Origin of the sequence: Vibrio sp. 10N.286.49.E11, from assembly GCF_041469505.1 — a bacterium.
Classification (GTDB): Bacteria; Pseudomonadota; Gammaproteobacteria; order Enterobacterales; family Vibrionaceae; genus Vibrio; species Vibrio crassostreae_C.
On sequence record NZ_JBFRKQ010000070.1, the window covers coordinates 49,760 to 69,106 of the forward strand.

The following is a 19,347-nucleotide window of genomic DNA, read 5'->3' on the forward strand; positions in this document are numbered from 1 at the left end:
CATGGTTCATCAAGTGACAGGTTTTTCTGATGCTTTGTTAGCGTGGGAACAATGGAATCTTACCGACTTTGATCATAAGAGTGCTCAGGTACTTGCATTCAAATCAGAGATCGAAAGCCAATCTACGTCTTTGGCGGCAGTGGCAACTTATCACCTAGAGCAAGCCTCTGCGCTGCTTTCTGAGCAGCACCTAATGGCTGGCCCGACTGGTGAAACAAACGAGCTGTATGCTGCAGGACGTGGTGTGGCTTTGGTGATTGTTGATGATTGCCAAGACAAAGAGCCAGCACTGCAAACAGCAACCGCGATGATTACCGCAGCACTATTAGCGGGTAACAGCGTGCAATTGTGCAGTGATGACGTGCAATTCAACACCTTGATCGCTGATGCAGCGAAACAAGCGAATTTACCGACGAACTTGGTGCAGGTTGCTTCGTACGACGCGGCTCAACAGCTGCTGTCTTGCGATGTACGTAGCGCAGGTTACGTAGGTAACTCACAAACGGCTCAAGCTATCAATTTACAACTTGCTAAGCGTGACGGTGCCATCGTCAGTTTAGTAGCTGAAACGGATCTGACAGCAATGCATGTTGCTCACGATCCACACTTATCGCTGCGTTTCATTACCGAGCGTACGCGAACTATAAATATAACAGCCGTGGGCGGTAACGCGACCTTGCTCGAACTTGGAAGCGAAGCTCACTAACCTTCAGTTACATTGGCTCTAAGCACTTTTGTTTTCTCCATTGTTGGTTTCACCATCTTTGGATTTAACTCATAGTGCCTTGGAGCCTCAATACCTAACTCAATGCACTCGCTTGCCTTTACGGTGAGTGTCTTGCATTGAATTAGGTATGGAAGGCTTTTTACAAATGAGGACTATCAAATGATAGAAAACAGTTTTGCAATAACGACGACGTTCATTGCGTATCTAATTATGATGCTGGCAATCGGTGTTATTGCTTACAAACGTACTTCTAGCTCGACAGACTACTTCCTAGGTGGTCGTTCGCTAGGCCCATGGCCTGCTGCACTTTCTGCTGGTGCATCAGACATGAGTGGTTGGCTACTACTTGGTCTACCGGGTTACGCTTATGCTGCTGGTTTTGAAGCATTCTGGCTTGCTGGTGGCCTGCTAGTTGGTACTTGGGCGAACTGGTTAATCAGTGCTAAGCGTCTGCGTACTTACAGCATTACAACAGAGTCACTGACGCTACCTGAGTTCCTATCTCGTCGTTTCAATGATAATTCTAAGCTGATCCAAACAATTTCTGCTTTCTTTATCCTTTTATTCTTCCTTTTCTACACAAGTTCTGGCTTGGTAGCAGGTGGTAAATTGTTTGAAACAGTATTCGGCCTAGATTACACAACAGCGGTAATCATCGGTACAGTATGTGTGGTTTCTTACACGCTATTTGGTGGTTTCCTTGCGGTATCTTGGACGGATTTGGTTCAAGGTCTGCTGATGTCTGCTGCGCTATTGATTGTACCAATCGCAGCGATGAACGGTGGTCTTGGTCAGCTATCGACTGATCTTCACAACATCAACCCAGAGCTTCTCACGCTATGGAATGATGTGAAAGGTGAGCCACTTTCTGCTATCGCGATCATCTCGCTAGCGGCATGGGGTCTAGGTTACTTCGGTCAGCCACACATCCTTGCTCGTTTCAAAGCAACACGCAGCAACAAAGACCTAACAACAGCGCGTCGTATCGCGGTGGTATGGTCTGCTCTGTCTATGGTTGGTGCAATGCTAGTAGGTCTTGTTGGTCTAATCTACGTGACTAACTCTGGCGCGCCTAAGCTAGACGATGGCGAGAAGATCTTCATGCTTCTTGTGAACGCGATGTTCCACCCAGTAATCGCAGGTATCTTACTTGCTGCAATCCTAGCGGCAATCATGAGTACTGCGGATTCACAACTTCTTGTTTCTTCATCTGCGATGGCAGAAGATCTATACAAGCAAGTACTTAAGAAAGATGCGACGTCTGAAGAGATCGTTCGTGTAGGCCGCTTCGCGGTAATCCTAATCTCTCTAATTGCACTTGTGCTAGCGATGACGCCAGACAGTTCAGTTCTTGGCCTTGTATCTTATGCATGGGCTGGTTTCGGTGCTGCATTTGGTCCAGCTATCGTGTTGAGCCTATACTGGTCTCGTATGAACCGTAACGGTGCTCTAGCGGGTATCGTTGTTGGTGGTGTTACGATTGTACTTTGGAAACAGTTCACGGGCGGTTGGTTCGATGTTTACGAAATCGTACCGGGAATCATCCTATCAACTATCTCTATCGTTATCGTGAGCCTAATCACTGGCGAGCCAGAAGACGAAGTTAAGAAGCAACACGCTGAGTTCGAGAAGAACCTTGTTGAGCTAGACTAATTTACATTGTAAAAATACCAATGAATTAGCAAAAGACATGAACAATAGAGTCACTTCGGTGGCTCTATTTTTTTATGTGAGTACGACCTTTGTCTTATTTCAAATTAAGTTTATTCGAGGTTTTCTGATATTGAAATGGGGGTTTACAATGTAAATCGAAGCGGTAGGATCTTGCGTGAGAAGGGAAAGATCAACTTACTCAATGGCGTGTGATGTCAAAAAATAAAACAGAAAAATGGCTATTTTTTGAACTTGGCGCTCACTTTTGTCATTAGCTCGGTGAATTGTGGAACCGAATTGGACATGATGTGTCAATTGTCAGTAACCACTAAAGACCTATAGGACAAAGGTATGCCTGATCTCTATTGCAAAGGATGTAAAAAAACAACACTACATAAGTCTATAATGAAACGTTGTGAATCAGAGCCCGAGACAGCTTCTGGCCGTATGATGCAATGGACGTCAAAACTATTTAGTGGAAACCTGTACTACGATATGGAAACTCAGCACTTCTGCCGCACGTGCAATTGTCGTTGCGAAACTGGAAGTGCTGTTCCCCAAGTTGGCCTAGCCTAACTCATAGTAAGTGCTTACTAACTTTATTCAAAAAACCTCCGTGCTAGGAGGTTTTTGTGTTTCTAAGCAGCCTTGAGTGCAAGCTCAGCTTCAATGGCATTGCCATCAATCTTCACTTCCCATCCATAGTTTGAGTATTCACTTGCTAGTGCTTGAGCAACATCTTTTGATACCGTTACGTGTGTCCATGAACCAATACCGTAAGGTTTATATGCGAGTTCTTGCGTTTTCATAATAGAGTCATCCTTTCTCTTTGATAATTATATTATTCACTTTGGCCTATATCCTTTCTTTCGTTTCCGGCTCAACTTATTTGTTAATCGGGTCATTTCAATAATAATTTGTTAATAACCAGAGTTTGATTTATAAGGGTTCTTATCTATTTGTATGTGTTTATATCTGGCGTGAATATCATCCGTGCATTTAGTTTTTAAATGTGTGAGCGAGGTTTTCTTCGATTGCACTTGGTATGGAATATACTGAGCGGAATTTAGAATGTTTAAGGAATGTTATGTCTCAGCATCAGCTCGATCGTATCGATAAAGAGATACTAAGAATTCTGCATATGAAAGGGCGTTTACCTGTTGTTGAACTGGCAAAACAGGTCAACCTTACGACGTCACCTTGCTCTGATAGACTCAAGCGATTGGAGAAAGAGGGCTACATCACGGGCTATCATGCTGAGCTTTGTTCAGAAAAGCTGGGACTCGATGTTCAAGTCTTTATCCATATCCGTCTCGATCAGACTAGCTTTTCGATCTTCGACAAATTTGCCCAAGCCGTGGAAATGATGCCTGAGGTGGAAGAGTGCTACTCACTGTCGGGTGACTTTGACACCATGATCAAGGTTCGAGTGAAAGACATGAAGGCGTACCAAGCGTTTATGGCCACCAAGCTGGGCACCTTGCCTGGTGTGATTCAGACACGTAGTGAAGTGGTGATTGAAGAGCATAAAAAGGGCTTCGGCGTGAACCCTGAGTTGTTGGCAACTCTAAAATAGTGGCCTAATTTCGCTTACCAACGTGATTTAGATATAAAAAATGGAAGCAATAAGCTTCCATTTTTTGTTGAGCGTCAGATAAAGAGCAATCCGATAAACTTGTTCGCCTTAAAGCGTAATGGCCGCAGAGATTAAGCCAATCACACCACCGAATACACCGCCCCAAACCACAAGCCAGCCAAGGTGTTTCTTGATCATGGTCTGAACCATCTCTTTAACCAGCTTAGGTGTTAGTTCATTCAAGCGCTGATCGATGATCGCCTCAATATTTTCTTTGATTTCATCCATCATCGCAGGCGATTCTAGCTCGTCTTTGATGGCATTTTTTACAGAATCACTCTTGCTGATTTCAATCACAGATTCTTGCATCTTCTCAACAAACGGCGCTTTCATTGGCTCTAGTGCTTCTGTGCCACCAAACATTGCCAACATACCGCCAAACTGAGAGTTCTCGATAACATGCACCAGTGAGTCGAATGCAGGGTTAAAGTCGATCTTCTGAATCACAGGCTCTAGATTGAGCGACTTTCCTGTCATCTCGCTGCTTAGGAAGCGGTCGATGTTACTTTCTGTAAAGAATTGCTCCATCATCAGTTGCTTGATGGCCGCCTTGAACTCTTCAAAGCGCGCTGGAATCACTCCAGAACCGTATAGGCCGGGTACTTTCTCGAACAACATGTGAATCGCAAGCCAGTTGGTGATGGCACCAGAAAAGGCGAATAGGCCTGCATAAAGCAAGTATTGGTTTGCTGTCGCATAGCCGCCAGCAAGCAGCGCTAACGCGATAACGTTAGTTAAGACACTTTTGTTCATGGTTGATCTCTAGAAAGAATATTGCGCGCATTTTAAGAAAAAAACGCCAAGAAAAAAACAAAAGGATCGATGAAGTTTATTGGACAGGTAGCAAAGAGCGCCAAATAGCAGGCATAAAAAAGGCTAGCCTCCCCCCGAAGTCTAGCCTTATTCCAGAACGCGCAAGCGATGCGTCTTTGGTGTTAATGTCATTATATAATTACGACATAACATTCTGCCATGTGTAATTTACCGCTAATAAACAAATTGCTGTGAATCACATCGCACTTTTAAAATAGCACAAAAATTAAGCGTTTGTAGCTTGCTCAAGGTCATCGGCAATGAAGCCACCGGTTTGGTGATTCCATAGCTGCGCATAAATACCATTCTGGTTAATCAGCTCTTGGTGCGTGCCTTCTTCTACGATATTGCCGGCATCAAGCACGATCAGGCGATCCATCGCAGCAATGGTCGACAGGCGGTGTGCAATCGCAATAACCGTTTTGCCTTCCATTAGCTCAATTAAGCTCTCTTGGATGGCCGCTTCTACCTCAGAATCGAGTGCAGAAGTTGCTTCATCGAGAACCAATAGTGGTGCATTTTTCAAAAGAACACGTGAGATAGCGACACGTTGACGCTGACCACCAGAAAGCTTAACGCCACGTTCACCTACTTGAGCATCGTAACCAATGTTGCCAAACGGGTCGGTTAGCGTTTCGATAAACTCATGCGCGTGTGCTTGTTTAGTTGCCGCGTATACTTCTTCGTCTGATGCCTCTGGTCGACCGTAAAGAATGTTGTCTTTGATCGAACGGTGCAGCAGTGAGGTATCTTGGGTCACCATACCTATGTTGCTACGCAGAGAATCTTGAGTAACGCTCGAGATCTCTTGGTCATCAATCAGGATGCGACCACTTTCTACATCGTGGAAACGCAGTAGTAAGTTAACTAGGGTCGATTTACCTGCACCTGAACGGCCAACCAAACCCACTTTTTCACCCGGTTTGATGTTGAGGTTTAGGTTGTTGATCACCCCCTTATTCTCACCGTAGTTAAAGCTTACATTGTCGAAGTTGATACCGCCTTGTGGAACCTCCAGAGGCTTCGCGTCTTTCTTGTCTTCAATAGCAATAGGCTTAGACAGAGTTTTAATGCCATCAATCACGGTACCTAGGTTTTCAAACAGACCACCAATTTCCCACATGATCCATTTCGACATGCCGTTAATACGCAGAGCCAAGCTGACCGCAATCGCGATTGCACCCACGGTGATTGCGCTATCTAGCCATAGGTAGATAGAGATACCCGCAATGCTGAACACCAATAGATAGTTAGCGAATTCCACGCAGATGTTGAAGCCGGTTACCAAGCGCATTTGGCGGTGCACAGTATCTAGGAAGCCTTCCATGCCTTCTTCGGCGTATTCGGTTTCTCTTTTACTGTGTGAGAACAATTTCACCGTCGCGATGTTGGTGTAGCTATCAACAATACGACCTGTCATCAGTGAACGAGCATCCGCTTGCTCTGAAGACACGTCTTTTAGCTTTGGCACGAAGTGCAGTTGAATACCGATGTAAACGAATAGCCAAATCAGCATCGGAGCCATCAAGCGCCAATCTGATTCAGCAAGCATGAACAGCATCGCCGTGAAGTAAACCGTCACGTAGACAAACACATCGACCATCTTGGTCACAGTTTCGCGCACTGCAAGCGAGGTTTGCATCACTTTGGTCGCGACACGTCCGGCGAAGTCATCTTGATAGAAGGACAGGCTTTGCTTCAAAAGGTAGCGGTGTGCTAACCAACGAATCGACATTGGGTAGTTGCCCAGCAAAGTTTGGTGAAGCAATAGCGAGTAAACACTGATCAAGATTGGCATCACAACCAACAGCAGAATACCGAGCCCCATCAATGTCGATTCGTTGTCTGCTAAGAAAGTGTCTGGGTTGCTTGTTGATAGCCAGTCGACCAATTGCCCCATGTAACCGAACAGCGCGACTTCGATGATCGCGATGGTCATGCTCATCAACCCGAGCAAAATCAATGGTTTTTCGAAACCTCGAGTGTAATGGCGGCAGAATGCCAGTATGCCAGTAGGAGGTTGTATCGGCTCTCCCTTTGGAAAGGCTTCAGTAAAGCCTTCAAATTTCTTGTACATAGATTTCCCTTTATAAACTAGTGCATCTATAAGCGACTGCATCGTTGGTGCAGCTTTGTTTTTATGGTCTTGATTCGAAATTTAACTGTCTTAGTTTGAAATTATATAAGCGCCCATGGGTTCTTATCAGTATTAAGTCATTCGATGGATTTTGTTCTAGCGCCTATTTAGGCACTTGGCTTTAAAACACTAAAACTTTGTCTAAGCGATACAGGAAAGGTCCAAAGAGTGTCTTTCATGACGCTTATTTTAGATTGAATTAGACAGGAAAAGTTAAGCTTATTTCAAACGTAATTGATTGTTATGCAACGGTGATAATCCTAACGTTAAATGGATTGAATTGTAATCAAAACTCGTGATGGGCGAGAAAATGGAATCAGAATATTTATCCATAAAGTGACTTAACGAATATGCATACAGTTGGTTCTTTCTGATGTGCTGTTATCTTGCAGTAAAAATTACCGATTAATCTAAGATCTGCAGTAATTGTTTGGGATAAATATTCAAATCATTATTATTTTCAGTGAATCTTTTCGTAACAAGTTGTTTACAATTCTGAGGTAAATAAAAGATAGGGACGGTTGAGATGTTAAACCTACACAAAAAATCACTTCATATTACTAATGTTCAAAATGCCAATTGCGTTGTTATGGTTCCGCCAAAAGAGTTTCGATTTAACGAAGAAACAGCACGTGACAACGAGTTTCAGCACAGAGTCAATCTGACCGAAGCTGAGGTGAAGCTAGAAACGATGGCCGAATTTAAGGCTATGGTGGCTTCGTTGCGTAAAGAAGGTGTGCAAGTTGTAGAGTTTGATTACCCAGAATTGGGTGTCGAAACCCCTGACGCAGTGTTCCCAAACAACTGGTTCAGTACTTGTAGTGATGGAAGTTTATTCACTTTCCCTATGGCCTGTGAAAACCGTCAGAATGAAGTTAAGCCAAATGCTCTTATTGAAGCGTTAGAAGCGTCGGGTCGCATTGTTAACCATAGCGAGTCTCTAGAGTCTTACATCGCGCAAGGTTCTTATCTAGAGAGCACCGGTGTGATGGTTATCGATCACATCAATAAGACGATTTATGCGGCGCTTTCTCAGCGTTGCGACCGTGAAGTATTAGAAGATTATGCGAAGCGTATTGGTTATTCTCGCGTGGTTTCGTTCCAAACGGCATTACCGTCTGGTCAGCCGATTTATCACACCAATGTGATGATGGCGATTGGTGATAACTTCTGCGTGATCTGTGATGAAGTGATTCCTGAGTTTGAACGCCGCTTTGTGGTGAAATCTCTTGCAAAAGACAAGCAAGTTATCTCGATCTCGATCGATCAGATGAACCGATTCTGCGGCAACATTCTGCAATTGGAAACCGTGAATGGCGATAAGGTAATCGCGATGTCTCAATCGGCTTACGATGCGTTTTCTCCAGCCCAGTTAGCTCAGCTTTCGACGCATGGAAAACTGCTGCCATTTAACGTGAAAACGATTGAAGACATTGGCGGTGGTTCGGTGCGATGCATGTTGGGTGAGGTGTTTTTACCAACGCGAGTAAATCGTCTGTAACAAGCACTCACTTTCAGTAATGAATCTTTGAATACCACTCTTATCGCAGAGTGGTATTTTTGTTTTTGTCTTTCACATATAAGAGAACAGAGCTCGATACAGGAGTCAACGCGCAAAAGCTAATGGAAATAAGCTATGAAGCGTCCTTAAAAGCTCTGTGTTCGATGAACTGAGCCGACAGTGTTACGACTTCTTTGGAGTAGACGAGCGCCGTGTGGTTGAGTTTGAGGGCGTAAGTATCCGTTGCTCCTCTCAGGTTGGCGTCTTCGAGTGTGACTGTGCCATCACCTGGGTTTCTGCCCAATACAATGCGCCCTACACCAGCGTCATAGGTGCCGGTAATCACGCCAATCGGCACATCAATATCATAATCACCCAAGCCATCACTTAAGATCATCTTGCTCGAGCCAAAGATAAAGCCAAGACCATGATTCGACAACGTTTTGGCTATGGTTGCCCCATTGTGCGGCGTACCTGCGGTAATAATGCAGGTGTCTGCAAAGTCGGGTTGGTAGAACTTAAAGTAGTGGCGAATCAGCAAGCCACCGAGTGAGTGACCAAAAAAATAGACCTCATCGTACTCATTAAAGCGAGCATTTACGAAGCGATTGAGGCGTTTGGCTGCAGAAGGGAAACGCAGCGAGTTGTAGGCAAACTTGTGCGTTGTAAAGCCGCGTTTTTTGAAGTTTCTATCCAGATACTGCATGATCAACGCAGGCATATATAGACCATGAATTAAAACTATATGTTTGTTTTTATTATTCATTTTTGTCCTCCGTCTGATGATGTCCCCAGTATATTTAGTCGCAATTCTAAACTCAATAAAACTTGCTACGAATGAGACACAAAAGGCAGAGGTGTAAGTTATAAACAGAGCGTTCGTTATAGAGCAAGGTTGGGTTAGTCCGATCTCGCTCCACCATACACATCTATGGTTAATCCGCCTTGTTTGGCGTAAGTATTGGGTGTTAGACTTTTTACCTTATTGAAGCTTCTCTCTAATGTCCTTTATCGCCAAGTTTTGCAATCCATGTCGAACTAAGCTCTTTTAATATCTTACGAATCAGTTCGCTGTGTCTATCTGTTTGACTTGCCGATATCTAAGGCACCAGTAGATCTTATGATTCTGAATTTTCAGTTTTGGTTAGCTCAGTATCACCTGCTTCACTTTTTGCTTCCGGTTCAACCAAAACTTTGATTACGCCTTTTTGTAGGATCAGGTTATTAGGGTAGGTGATAATGTTGCCCGAACTGTGTCGAAGAATAACATGGAACATGGTGATATCGATGATCACACCGCTGATGTCTTCGTCTTTCTCCGCGACTCTTACTCTGTCGCCAATGCGATAAGGGAAGACGAAAAATATTAGTACGCTGGCTGTGAGGTTACTTAGAATCGACCATTGCGCGAATAAAGCGACACCCAGCACCGCAAATATCGAAGACAAGAACAGAGAAATATCACCAAAACCCAAGTTAAGAACAATCGTAAACACAGCGATGAAGAGTAGAAACAGAACAATATTGAAACACTTAATCACGAACTGCTTTCGCTTCAATTCGACACGCTTATTTTCCGCTAATGTTTCTATCCAGTTCTTACCTAAGCGTTTGATCACCCAATACACAGTGATAAGAAGTAAACCTAAAACTACTTGTCTAAGCCACATATTGGATTGCAAAAACTCAACCATTAAATAAACCTCAATTTTTTCAAAATAACGACCTCTGCCGCTATGACCACGAGCAGCCCAACGCAAAATAGTGGAAATGCTATCGGGTTATCTGTTCCGGGTATCCCAGCGATATTGACACCCAGTAAACCGGTGAAAAACCCAGCAGGGAGGAAAATACCTGCAATGATAGAAAATAGGTACGTATTTCTATTCATTTTTTCAGCTTGTTGCTGACTTAGGCTCGCTAAAAATACATTAATTTGTTCGATGTAAAACTCAACAGACTCGTTAATTCTCAGGATGGTATCAAGGCTGTTCTTTATATGACTGTTGTGCTTACTCAATGGCGCAGGTAGGTCACTCATTAAATCTTCAAAAACGTATTTCTGTGGCTTCAAATAACGCCTTAGTCTGAGTAGCCTTGAATGTAGAGCGTTAATGGATCTTATGTCGATATTGGATGTAGATTCTAACTCGTCAATTAATAGTTCGACGGGTGCTAGGAAGGTTGAAATACTGTGGTTGATTCCACGGATCATGCCCAACAACACATCAGGTAATGATGTAGGGCCTTGGTTTTGTTTGAGATCAGATATCAGATTACTGACCGCTTTTGAAGGAACTTTACGTGTCGATATTAAAGTGCCTTTGTACCATAAGATGCGTAGGCTAAGCATGTCGTCAGGGTTAGCACCTTCGTTTAGATTAATGCCTCGCAGAATCATCAAAAAACAGTCGTGGCCAAATTGTTCGAACCGAGGGCGGGTGTCATCGGTGAGTAATGAATCGATGATGGCATTTGGAACCGTATTACTGTGGAGCCATTCTCTCAAACCGTCAGCATCTCTTTGGCAGTGATACCAAGTTGATTGCTCGAATGAGGCTGGGCTGGTGGTGTGTTCATGTGCCACCCCCTCAGAAAATTGCCAGCTTGAAATTATGAAAGCGTCCATTCATTTGTCCTTAATGATATGACGTAAACATTGATATTATGCGCCATTCAGGCGCGGTATTGAACTGAGCTTAATCGTGGTAAGTTCAATGAGCGATGTGAGTGAGATGAAGTCTAATAAGACATGTTGGTCTTTGGAGTACGACGGACTCTTCCATTATTGTCTCTATTAAATGTAGCTCATTGTTTCGTCGTTATAAATTAGCACTCTGGCTCCATGTTAGCGACGAAAAAAAGAAAAGACCGAGGTCTTTTCTTTTTAGGGGAGGTTGCGGAGAGCTTGCTCAGGCAACTCGAGTTTTCCGATGGTTTACATAAGCAAAAGCACTAGCGACAAGAAGCAAAAATGTCTTGGTTCTCTCGGTATTCTTTGGTTTGCACGTCCATTAGGCCAAGCAAGGAGTCGAACAGGTTATCGTGAGAAAAGCTCTGCTCTTTCCCCGCCTTTCTTAAGCAGGTTTGGTTTATCCCTTTCTGCTCGGCGAAGCCATCAGACATCCACATGATCATAGGCACATGGGTTTGCTCTTTCGGTGCCAATGAATAAGGCATGCCGTGTAAGTAGACGCCATTTTCTCCCAATGATTCTCCGTGATCGGAAATGTACATCAGCGCAACATTGTACTTATCGGTGAGTTTCTCTAGCTTCTGAATAGCCTGTGATAGAAAGAAATCTGTGTACAAGATGGTGTTGTCGTAGGTGTTGACCACTTGCTCTTTGGTGCAGTTTTCGATATCAGAACGTGGGCAGTCTGGCACAAACTTCTTATGATCTTCTGGGTATCGCTCAAAGTAAGTTGGGCCGTGAGATCCGGAGATATGATAGAAAATGATGCTATCTTGTTTAAGAACTTGAGTATCTTGTTCGAAGTTCTCTAGCATGGCTGTGTCATAGCACACATCTTTATTACACAGCGGGTCGCTGTCTTTGGCGACGAGAGTCATCTCTTTGATTCGATGTGCGACCGCCTTGTCTCCACCATCGTGCTCTCGCCAGATAGAGTGAATGCCCGCGCGGTTCATAATGTCGACTACGTTATCTTGGTTGTAGGCTTTGTCGCGATCGTAGTTGCTTCGGTTCATGTTAGAAAACATACACGGCACAGAAACCGCAGTGGCTGTTCCGCATGACTGAACATCAGAGAAAAAGATCGGATTATAGGGTTTGGTATGAGCATTGGTTTCTTTCTCATAGCCATAATATTGGTAGTTATATACACGTGCTGTTTCACCAAGAACAAACACCAATAAGGTCGGTTTGGTTGCCGCTTTTGCTTGTGGCTTGAGTTGAGCATCTAATCCCAATTCTTGATAGGGGATGGGCTGTTTGATGTAGGTGTTATTGATGTATTTGACTGTTGATGCTACGTATTCGGTCGGAATGATCATCTTTTTAAGATGAGAGTTATTACGACCAATCGACACATAATCTTTGTAAAACAACCCGGCAATGATGGCAATGACGATCAACGAAGAGAGCAATCCAATCGCCTTCCCAATAGCAAAATCTTTCCAAGATTCTCTTTCAAGATCCGTAAATAAAAGCAGCAGTGACGGGACTCCTCCCATCAGAACAAACCATAAAATAGAATAGCTGCTTAGGTAGCTAGCAGCCTCTCCGCTGTTGGTTTCGAAGACGTTTTCTATCATTCCATAGTCTACAAAAATGCCGTAGTTGAACATGCTGTAGCTGACTAAGGTTGAGGTGATCAGCAATAAGATGAAAAACGGCTTAGAGAAAATAGGCCAGTTGAAGACTTGGAAGATTAAATTAAAGGCAGCAAGGAAGAAGATAGGAATGGAGATAAGAAACGCAACGCTTTCAGACTTCGATGCCTGAACAATACTAAACAGTTCTTGGGAGAGAGGTAGATTGACGACAAGCAGATAATACACGGCCAACACAAAAGGCAGCTTGTTTATCGACATGTTAAAGCTTGGTAGATTCATAGGTCTTGTTTTCCTGCGTCTCTTATCCCTTTATTTTAGTCTCGCTACCAAGAAAGCTCTAATATCAACGCATAAAGCTCAGTAAGTAATGGTGAGCGATAAACCGGCTAAAGTGAAATGACGCGATAGTGCGTGTAGAAACAAAAAATTCACTTTACTGAGTGACCTTCATGACAAGGTGGAACAGCAAAGTGAATTAGTATGTTCAGCTTATTCTATGTGGTTCAATCACATTAGAAGTTGTAAGAACCACCGAAGCTAATGCTGTTGAAGGCAAGTGTTTTGTCTTCTTTCTTAAAGCCGTAGTCGTTCTCAACACTCACTGCGTCTGCTTGTGAGATTAGGCGTAGTGTTAGATGTTCGATTGGCGTGTATTCAACACCAACACCAAAGTGGAAACCGGTACCGCTGTCATCATCGTAACCAGCGCTCTTATTTGCGTGTAGGTCAACAGAGCTTAAACCAGCCAATACGAACGGACGAATCGTGTTGTCGAACGTGTAACCTAGGTTTGCTGATACAGAAACAGACGTTGGAGACATTTTTTCTGTACCTTTTTTGTAGTCTGCGTAGTCGTTGTAGCCAAGCTCAACACCTACGATACGGTTGAACTGGTAGCCGCCGTATAGGTTGTAACCCATGCCGTCTGAGTCTAGGTTGCCTTGACCGTCTGTATCAGAATCTTGGTACACACCAAGACCGCCACCGATGTACGCACCACCGTCAGTGCCTGCTGCTAATGCAGGAAGAGAAACCGCGCCGATTAAACCCAGTGCTAATGCTGATTTCGCGAATTTGTTCATTGTTCTTACTCACTCTTTAATGTCATGCAGTATCAATTATTTTTGTTGTCGGCCTTTCGACCGTTGGTGAGCATTATTCCGTAGTCTTATACGTATTACTGTATGGCTTTGTAAGCTAAATCGTTACATAGTAGATAAAATGCTCATCCGGTTGCTTAGTGAGTTAGGCTGCCAAAAACAAGGAATACACATGCTAATGAAACAAAATACATGTTTGGTGGTTGTGGACGTGCAAGGTAAGCTTGCACGCCTTGTTGATGAGAGTGAGACACTTATTTCTAACTGTGGAAAGTTGATTAAGGGCGCACAGGTTTTGGGTCTGCCAATTATTCGTTTGGAGCAGAATCCAGAGAAGCTAGGTGCGACGGTTGATGAACTCAATGACCTTTTGAGTGATGCTAAACCAATACCTAAATTCACGTTTAACGCGTGTGATGAGCCCAAGTTTGTTGAGGCGGTTCAAACCAAGGATGTAGAGACTTGGTTGGTGTGGGATTGAGGCTCATATTTGTGTTTATCAAACCGCATTGGGTTTGTTGGAGCTTGGGTACAGGGTTCAGGTAGTTGGCGACTGTATTGGTTCACGGACAGCATTGAATAAGAAGTTGGCTATCAGCCGATTACAGGACGCTGGTGTCCAAATTACGGGATTAGAAATGAGCTTATACGAGCTAGTGAAAGATTGCCGCGCACCAGAATTTAAGCTCATTCTATCCTTGATTCGTTAACTTGGGTTTCGTTTAGGTCCGATTCGTTAACTTTCCATTTTGAAGAGGTTTATTTGAACAATCTAATCGTATTTACCGGAGGGCCGGGATCTGGAAAAACCTCAGTCATCGATGCTTTGAAAAGTCTGGGCTATCGCTGCGCACCAGAAGTTGGACGTAAAGTGATTCAGCAACAAGTCGAGCAACAAGGTAGAGCCTTGCCGTGGTTAGATAAAGTGACTTTTCGTGACGAAATGGTGCGAGAGGAGTTAGCGAATTACCAAGCGTTTGAGGAAAGTGAGCAACTCGTTTTCTTTGATAGAAGCATCGTAGATTCATACGGTTACAGCTTGTTAGAAACGTTGCCTATTTCAGAGTCTTTGCTGAATAACTGTAATGAACTGGAATACAACAGCAAGGTATTTATCTTCCCGCCATGGGATTCGATTTTCATCAATGACCAAGAGCGCAAGCAAGATTTTGATGAAGCGATCGCCACCTATGAAAAGATGGTGACAGCCTATAATCAGTTTGGTTATCAGCTGGTGGAAGTGCCTAAGCTATCTGTTGAGGTACGAGTCGAGTTTATCTTAGCCTCGGTTGGTTAGATTAATCGAAACAGTCGGTGTTACGGCTCTTGAGAGGCGATTGTCGAACCGCCACCGATACCGACAGCAATGATTTGTCTGGTGTTATGTAGCCAGCTGGCTGCGGTTTCAACGTCTTGCCCTTTGAACAGAGTGCGGTTGATGTCTAGGTTCTTGCTTGATTGTTTCGTTGATACTTTAGTCACTGTTTGCTCAACCGGTTCATGCGTCAGACACGAATACCTACCAAGATGTACTCTCTTAATAAGCTAAAATATATACGAGTCAATTATCGTAATTTTTGAGTCTTATTAGTAACTACTCACTATCTATATTCTTCAGCGTTAGTGTGAATGTCATGCCTTGGTCTGGGTTGTTCTTTGCTATCAAGGTGCCTTGCATATCCCGTACATTGTTGGCTGTAATAGCTAACCCCAGCCCCAAACCTTCGCCCATTTTTTTGTTGGTATGAAACGGTTCGAAAATGGTTTCGAGTTGGTCTTCTGATACACCGCAGCCATTATCTTGCACCTTGATGATCACACGTTGTTGATCGGTATGTGCACTGATAACAATGGTCGCGGGTGTTTGATTCTGAGTAGCATCGATGGCGTTTCTAAGCAGGTTACCAAGCACTTGGCGAAGTCGTGCTTCTTCTCCCATTACCATCGAAATATTGGAAGCGATACGCACACGAATATCGACGCTGTCTAGCTCGGTTTGATGAATACGCAGGGTTTCTTGCAGTGCGTCTGTTAGGGAAACAGGATAAGGTTTCTCAAGCCTTTGAAAGGCGAATGACTTCAGCTGGCTAGTCATGTTAGCCATTCGGTCGATTAGGCTCATCACCAGATCCATGTTCGCTTTCAGCATCTTAGTCTCGCCTCTTTCCATCAGCAACTGGTTACTCGAAAGTAGGGTTTTTAGGCCAGTAAGCGGCTGATTGAGTTCATGAGTAATCGCACTCGACATCCGCCCTAGTGCAGCCAGTTTGCTAGATTCGACAAGTTCTTGCTGCGCATCTTTTAGATCTTGAGTTCGCTCTTCGACCCGCAGTTGTAGCGTTTTATTGGCGTTTTGCACCGCAATTTCGGCTTTCTTACGTTTGCTGATATCGATTACGGTACACAGGTAGTAAGTCGTCGCATGCCAAGGAAAGGCGCTAATAGAGAACAAGACTGGGAAGTAGCTGCCATCGCTGCGTCTTGCCATGGTTTCGACGCTAGTTATCTCGGCCAGCTCTTGATGCTGCTCTAAGTTTTTGAGCAGTTGCAAGGTGGTTGAATTCGGGTTAACTGCCTCAAATAACTGCCACGCCTTGATGTTATTGATCATTGAATCAGATAGTGAAAAGTAGTTCTTCGCCATCAGGTTGATATCGTGAATGCGTCCGTGTTTATCGATCAGTATTAACCCAACATGGGTTTTATTGATCATCCCAGACAGTCGTTTCTCAGACTCTTCGATAAGCTTTTGGATTCTCAGATTGCTGAGCTTTTTCTGGCGTCTTTGGTAAAGAATAACCAACAGTAACAGAATGAAAAGACAGCCAACCGCCACACTCCAGCTGATCCAGTTCGTGGTCTGGTTGAGGCTGGTTAATGGCGTTAGGTAGGTTAAACGCCAATTCAGATCGTCTAACTTGATGGACTGAATTAGGTAATCTTTATCTTGCAATCGCCACACGCGAATATGGGTTTGGTCATACAGCTCACGTTTTGTCGCTGTGGGCTGAGAATTGAAGGTGTCATTGAACCAATCGGCACTCAACCTGTTGTCACTGGAGAGAAAGAACTGATCGCGAGGGTTCTGAAACAGTATCGCCTCACCATCGGCAAACCATTGATCGGTTAACAATGACAAATCGATTTGCACCGCGACAATGCCAACCACATCAGAGGCTCGATATACGGGTGCCGCTATGAAGTAATCGGGTGTCACGCCTTTGTTTTTTGTCACCACTGAAATCGCACCACCTTGTTGGTGGATCTTCGAAACAATTGTACTGGCGTTCTTATTGCTCAGTTTGCTTCTTTCAACACTCGATACCAACAAGTCCCCTTCGCCAGAAAGCAGATACCAGCCCTTGGTGTTGGCGGCTTTATCCAATTGAATCAGCTGCTTCTTAATGCGTTTTTCTAGGCGGGCTTCACCATCAATGAAGCGCACACTGGTTTCATCATTGGTTACTAGGTAGGGCAAATAATAGAAACGCTTAAGGGTTCGCCTCGCTTCTGCAATGTAACCAAGGAAGCGTTGTTCGGCGTAGCGTTGGGCTTGCTCGAGTTTCCACTGGCTGATGCCATTCTTGGTGGTGACCTGCACCAATCCAATCAATAAACAGGTACACAGGAATAACCAATATCGATTGTTGTTAACCATGCTTGATTAAATCCTTTTAAAATTAGTGATTTACCTATCTAGATTAATGAGATACGAAGCTTCACTGTTTTATTGCTTGGAAGGTGGAGTGTGGGACAAATCGAAGCTAACAAACATTATTAAACTGTTAAAGGAGTGTTATTCAAAGTGGGAGCTAGCTCCTTTTCGTCTGAGGTTTTTTTACATACCGTGGACGATATTAATCAGATGTAGAGTGGCGGAACCAAACTATGCAGCGTATTGCTTTAATTGAAGATGACGCGATTGTGCGTCAAGCAACCAGCCAATGGTTGCAGCTGGCGGGCTTCGATGTCACCGCATTTGAAGTAGGACAAGATGCGTTAAACGCCGTAGAGCAGGGTGATTTTCAAACCATTATCACCGATGTTCGTTTACCTGATATTGATGGTGTTGATCTGCTAGGGCGTTTCAAAGGTCTTGTGCCAGATGTGCCTGTTATTTTGATTACTGGGCATGGTGATGTCGATATGGCGGTGAAAGCCTTACAGCAAGGTGCCTATGACTTCATTGAGAAGCCATTCGACCCAGAGCGTCTGTCTCAAACGGTATCGGAAGCGGTAGATAAACATCAAAGTGGCCAAGACAGAAACAGTCGTCAGAACTATCTGGATAACCTTAAGGGCATTGAACAGGTGCTGATCGGTCGCAGTAAAGTGATGTGTGAACTGCGCGAGCAAATCCAGAAAGTCGCTTCCATAGACACCAACGTGATCATCTATGGTGAAACGGGTTGTGGTAAAGAGCTGGTCGCCTCTTGCTTACATGAATTCAGCCAACGTAAAACCCATCCGTTTGTTCCGCTCAACTGTGGCGCAATCCCAGAAAATCTCTTTGAAAGCGAGCTGTTTGGACACGAAGCCGGAGCGTTTACTGGTGCGGCCAAACGACGCATTGGTAAGCTGGAATTTGCCGACAAAGGCACAGTGTTCCTTGATGAAATAGAGAGTATGCCGCTGTCGATGCAGGTAAAAGTGCTGCGCACCTTGCAAGATAATGTCGTCGAACGCGTGGGGGGGAATCAGCAACAACATGTTGATCTACGAGTGGTCTCTGCCTCGAAAAGCGATCTACTGAATCACCCCGACTTTCGCCAAGATCTATTCTATCGTTTGAATGTTGCCCAGCTGCATTTGCCTCCACTCAGTGAGCGTGAAGAAGATGCCTTACTTTTGTTTGAACACTTCACCCAAGAAGCCAATTCCGAAACACGTATAGCCAGTGAGGCTGATCGCTATGCACTGCTCTCGTATGCGTGGCCGGGCAATGTGCGTGAACTGCGTAATGTTGCGATTCGTTTTGCATTGGATGAAAGCTTGACCGTTGGGGATATTTTGGCGTGTCGTCCCAATTCTGTCACAGAGTCCACAACGGCGGGCATCCCTTTGGCGGTTCAAGTACAGAGCTTTGAAAGGAAAGTGATTCATGATGCCTTAGTTCGTTATAAAGGGCGTATCAATGACGTGATGCAAGATTTGGATTTACCTCGTCGAACATTGAACCAAAAGATGGTGCGTTATGGGTTAAATCGAAGTGACTATGTTGACCCTTAGAGAGCGGCTTCATCGCAGTGCTTGTTGATTTTTAATGAGCAATAAATGGCTCATTGCATATTTATCAATTTACATACATTGATCACACAACTGCAACATGGTGTGACTTGCTTCCCGATCTACAGGTGTTAATTCCGGTAGCCGATAAGCAAAAAATGGCTTACTTAATAACAGGGGAATAAGCAAAAAACGGCTTATTTTGAATAGGTTTTAAAATAAAAGTAAATTAAAACAAATAGTTAAAAACTGGCA

Annotated in this window: 16 protein-coding genes and 2 pseudogenes; 7 read left to right on the forward strand and 11 right to left on the reverse strand. The window is 44.1% G+C overall.

All coding sequences use genetic code 11. The features are described 5' to 3' along the window. Position 1: 1 nt before the first annotated feature. The gene (locus AB4167_RS16680; protein WP_017065152.1) at positions 2 to 706 is read left to right on the forward strand and encodes a 1-pyrroline-5-carboxylate dehydrogenase; all 705 of its coding nucleotides are present in this window, start codon (positions 2 to 4) and stop codon (positions 704 to 706) included. Positions 707 to 889: 183 nt separating this feature from the next. Then, complete coding sequence (gene putP / locus AB4167_RS16685; RefSeq protein ID WP_102320958.1) at positions 890 to 2,380, forward strand: sodium/proline symporter PutP; 1,491 nt, start codon at positions 890 to 892, stop codon at positions 2,378 to 2,380. A gap of 638 nt (positions 2,381 to 3,018) precedes the next feature. Here the strand turns inward: putP and AB4167_RS16690 are convergent. Then, positions 3,019 to 3,189, reverse strand: coding sequence for a hypothetical protein (locus tag AB4167_RS16690; protein ID WP_017071239.1), 171 nt, complete (start codon positions 3,187 to 3,189; stop codon positions 3,019 to 3,021). Between the two features lie 278 nt (positions 3,190 to 3,467). Here AB4167_RS16690 and AB4167_RS16695 point away from each other — a divergent pair, with 278 nt between their 5' ends. Beyond that, complete coding sequence (locus AB4167_RS16695) at positions 3,468 to 3,956, forward strand: Lrp/AsnC family transcriptional regulator (protein WP_004732526.1); 489 nt, start codon at positions 3,468 to 3,470, stop codon at positions 3,954 to 3,956. Between the two features lie 108 nt (positions 3,957 to 4,064). On the opposite strand, the gene AB4167_RS16700 is transcribed toward AB4167_RS16695, so the two are convergent. Next, complete coding sequence (locus AB4167_RS16700) at positions 4,065 to 4,769, reverse strand: hypothetical protein (protein WP_017065155.1); 705 nt, start codon at positions 4,767 to 4,769, stop codon at positions 4,065 to 4,067. Between the two features lie 286 nt (positions 4,770 to 5,055). Then, positions 5,056 to 6,906 carry an ABC transporter ATP-binding protein gene (locus AB4167_RS16705; RefSeq protein WP_102393785.1) on the reverse strand — a complete coding sequence of 617 codons (1,851 nt, stop codon included), beginning with the start codon at positions 6,904 to 6,906 and terminating at the stop codon, positions 5,056 to 5,058. 586 nt (positions 6,907 to 7,492) lie between these two features. Between AB4167_RS16705 and AB4167_RS16710 the strand changes: the two genes are divergently transcribed. Beyond that, positions 7,493 to 8,467 (forward strand): arginine deiminase-related protein, encoded by a 975-nt coding sequence (locus AB4167_RS16710; protein WP_136977772.1) that lies wholly within the window; start codon positions 7,493 to 7,495, stop codon positions 8,465 to 8,467. A 133-nt stretch (positions 8,468 to 8,600) separates the two neighbouring features. Here the strand turns inward: AB4167_RS16710 and AB4167_RS16715 are convergent, their stop codons facing one another. The 6 genes and pseudogenes from AB4167_RS16715 to AB4167_RS16740 all read right to left on the reverse strand — a co-directional run bounded on the left by AB4167_RS16715 (position 8,601) and on the right by AB4167_RS16740 (position 13,848). Next, the gene (locus AB4167_RS16715; RefSeq protein WP_048610139.1) at positions 8,601 to 9,233 is read right to left on the reverse strand and encodes a triacylglycerol lipase; all 633 of its coding nucleotides are present in this window, start codon (positions 9,231 to 9,233) and stop codon (positions 8,601 to 8,603) included. 134 nt (positions 9,234 to 9,367) lie between these two features. Continuing rightward, a pseudogene (locus AB4167_RS16720) lies at positions 9,368 to 9,567 on the reverse strand (AraC family transcriptional regulator); the annotation flags it as partial. Positions 9,568 to 9,585: 18 nt separating this feature from the next. Continuing rightward, complete coding sequence (locus AB4167_RS16725; RefSeq protein ID WP_017070158.1) at positions 9,586 to 10,161, reverse strand: mechanosensitive ion channel family protein; 576 nt, start codon at positions 10,159 to 10,161, stop codon at positions 9,586 to 9,588. Then, positions 10,161 to 11,096 carry a CorA family divalent cation transporter gene (locus tag AB4167_RS16730; protein WP_017062015.1) on the reverse strand — a complete coding sequence of 312 codons (936 nt, stop codon included), beginning with the start codon at positions 11,094 to 11,096 and terminating at the stop codon, positions 10,161 to 10,163. Before AB4167_RS16730 ends, AB4167_RS16725 begins: the two co-directional genes overlap by 1 nt. A 326-nt stretch (positions 11,097 to 11,422) precedes the next feature. Then, on the reverse strand, positions 11,423 to 13,045 hold the full coding sequence (locus tag AB4167_RS16735) for a phosphoethanolamine transferase (RefSeq protein ID WP_102393788.1): 1,623 nt from the start codon (positions 13,043 to 13,045) through the stop codon (positions 11,423 to 11,425). Positions 13,046 to 13,278: 233 nt separating this feature from the next. Next, positions 13,279 to 13,848: a porin family protein gene (locus AB4167_RS16740; protein ID WP_017070155.1), complete on the reverse strand. Its 570-nt coding sequence runs from the start codon at positions 13,846 to 13,848 to the stop codon at positions 13,279 to 13,281. Positions 13,849 to 14,038: 190 nt separating this feature from the next. Here AB4167_RS16740 and AB4167_RS16745 point away from each other — a divergent pair. Together AB4167_RS16745 and AB4167_RS16750 are read left to right on the forward strand one after the other, a co-directional pair. Next, positions 14,039 to 14,576: pseudogene (locus AB4167_RS16745) on the forward strand (hydrolase). Between the two features lie 53 nt (positions 14,577 to 14,629). Continuing rightward, entirely contained in the window at positions 14,630 to 15,163 is a 534-nt protein-coding gene (locus AB4167_RS16750) for an AAA family ATPase (RefSeq protein ID WP_016785429.1), read from the forward strand. A gap of 20 nt (positions 15,164 to 15,183) precedes the next feature. On the opposite strand, the gene AB4167_RS16755 is transcribed toward AB4167_RS16750, so the two are convergent. Further along, positions 15,184 to 15,348 (reverse strand): hypothetical protein, encoded by a 165-nt coding sequence (locus tag AB4167_RS16755; RefSeq protein ID WP_016785428.1) that lies wholly within the window; start codon positions 15,346 to 15,348, stop codon positions 15,184 to 15,186. 112 nt (positions 15,349 to 15,460) lie between these two features. Next, positions 15,461 to 17,524, reverse strand: a complete 2,064-nt coding sequence (locus tag AB4167_RS16760) for an ATP-binding protein (protein ID WP_372136773.1) — start codon at positions 17,522 to 17,524, stop codon at positions 15,461 to 15,463. 230 nt (positions 17,525 to 17,754) lie between these two features. Between AB4167_RS16760 and AB4167_RS16765 the strand changes: the two genes are divergently transcribed. Beyond that, positions 17,755 to 19,095 (forward strand): sigma-54 dependent transcriptional regulator, encoded by a 1,341-nt coding sequence (locus AB4167_RS16765; RefSeq protein WP_102321268.1) that lies wholly within the window; start codon positions 17,755 to 17,757, stop codon positions 19,093 to 19,095. The last annotated feature ends 252 nt before the right edge of the window (positions 19,096 to 19,347 follow it).

Bases quoted from the DNA above. Each gene is read 5' to 3' on its own strand.
- AB4167_RS16725 (WP_017070158.1), bottom strand. From the start codon at position 10,161: ATGGTTGAGTTTTTGCAATCCAATATGTGGCTTAGACAAGTAGTTTTA.
- AB4167_RS16690 (WP_017071239.1), bottom strand. From the start codon at position 3,189: ATGAAAACGCAAGAACTCGCATATAAACCTTACGGTATTGGTTCATGG.
- AB4167_RS16765 (WP_102321268.1), top strand. From the start codon at position 17,755: ATGCAGCGTATTGCTTTAATTGAAGATGACGCGATTGTGCGTCAAGCA.
- AB4167_RS16735 (WP_102393788.1), bottom strand. From the start codon at position 13,045: ATGAATCTACCAAGCTTTAACATGTCGATAAACAAGCTGCCTTTTGTG.
- AB4167_RS16715 (WP_048610139.1), bottom strand. From the start codon at position 9,233: ATGAATAATAAAAACAAACATATAGTTTTAATTCATGGTCTATATATG.
- AB4167_RS16680 (WP_017065152.1), top strand. From the start codon at position 2: ATGGTTCATCAAGTGACAGGTTTTTCTGATGCTTTGTTAGCGTGGGAA.
- AB4167_RS16700 (WP_017065155.1), bottom strand. From the start codon at position 4,769: ATGAACAAAAGTGTCTTAACTAACGTTATCGCGTTAGCGCTGCTTGCT.
- AB4167_RS16705 (WP_102393785.1), bottom strand. From the start codon at position 6,906: ATGTACAAGAAATTTGAAGGCTTTACTGAAGCCTTTCCAAAGGGAGAG.
- AB4167_RS16740 (WP_017070155.1), bottom strand. From the start codon at position 13,848: ATGAACAAATTCGCGAAATCAGCATTAGCACTGGGTTTAATCGGCGCG.
- AB4167_RS16710 (WP_136977772.1), top strand. From the start codon at position 7,493: ATGTTAAACCTACACAAAAAATCACTTCATATTACTAATGTTCAAAAT.
- AB4167_RS16760 (WP_372136773.1), bottom strand. From the start codon at position 17,524: ATGGTTAACAACAATCGATATTGGTTATTCCTGTGTACCTGTTTATTG.
- AB4167_RS16695 (WP_004732526.1), top strand. From the start codon at position 3,468: ATGTCTCAGCATCAGCTCGATCGTATCGATAAAGAGATACTAAGAATT.
- AB4167_RS16730 (WP_017062015.1), bottom strand. From the start codon at position 11,096: ATGGACGCTTTCATAATTTCAAGCTGGCAATTTTCTGAGGGGGTGGCA.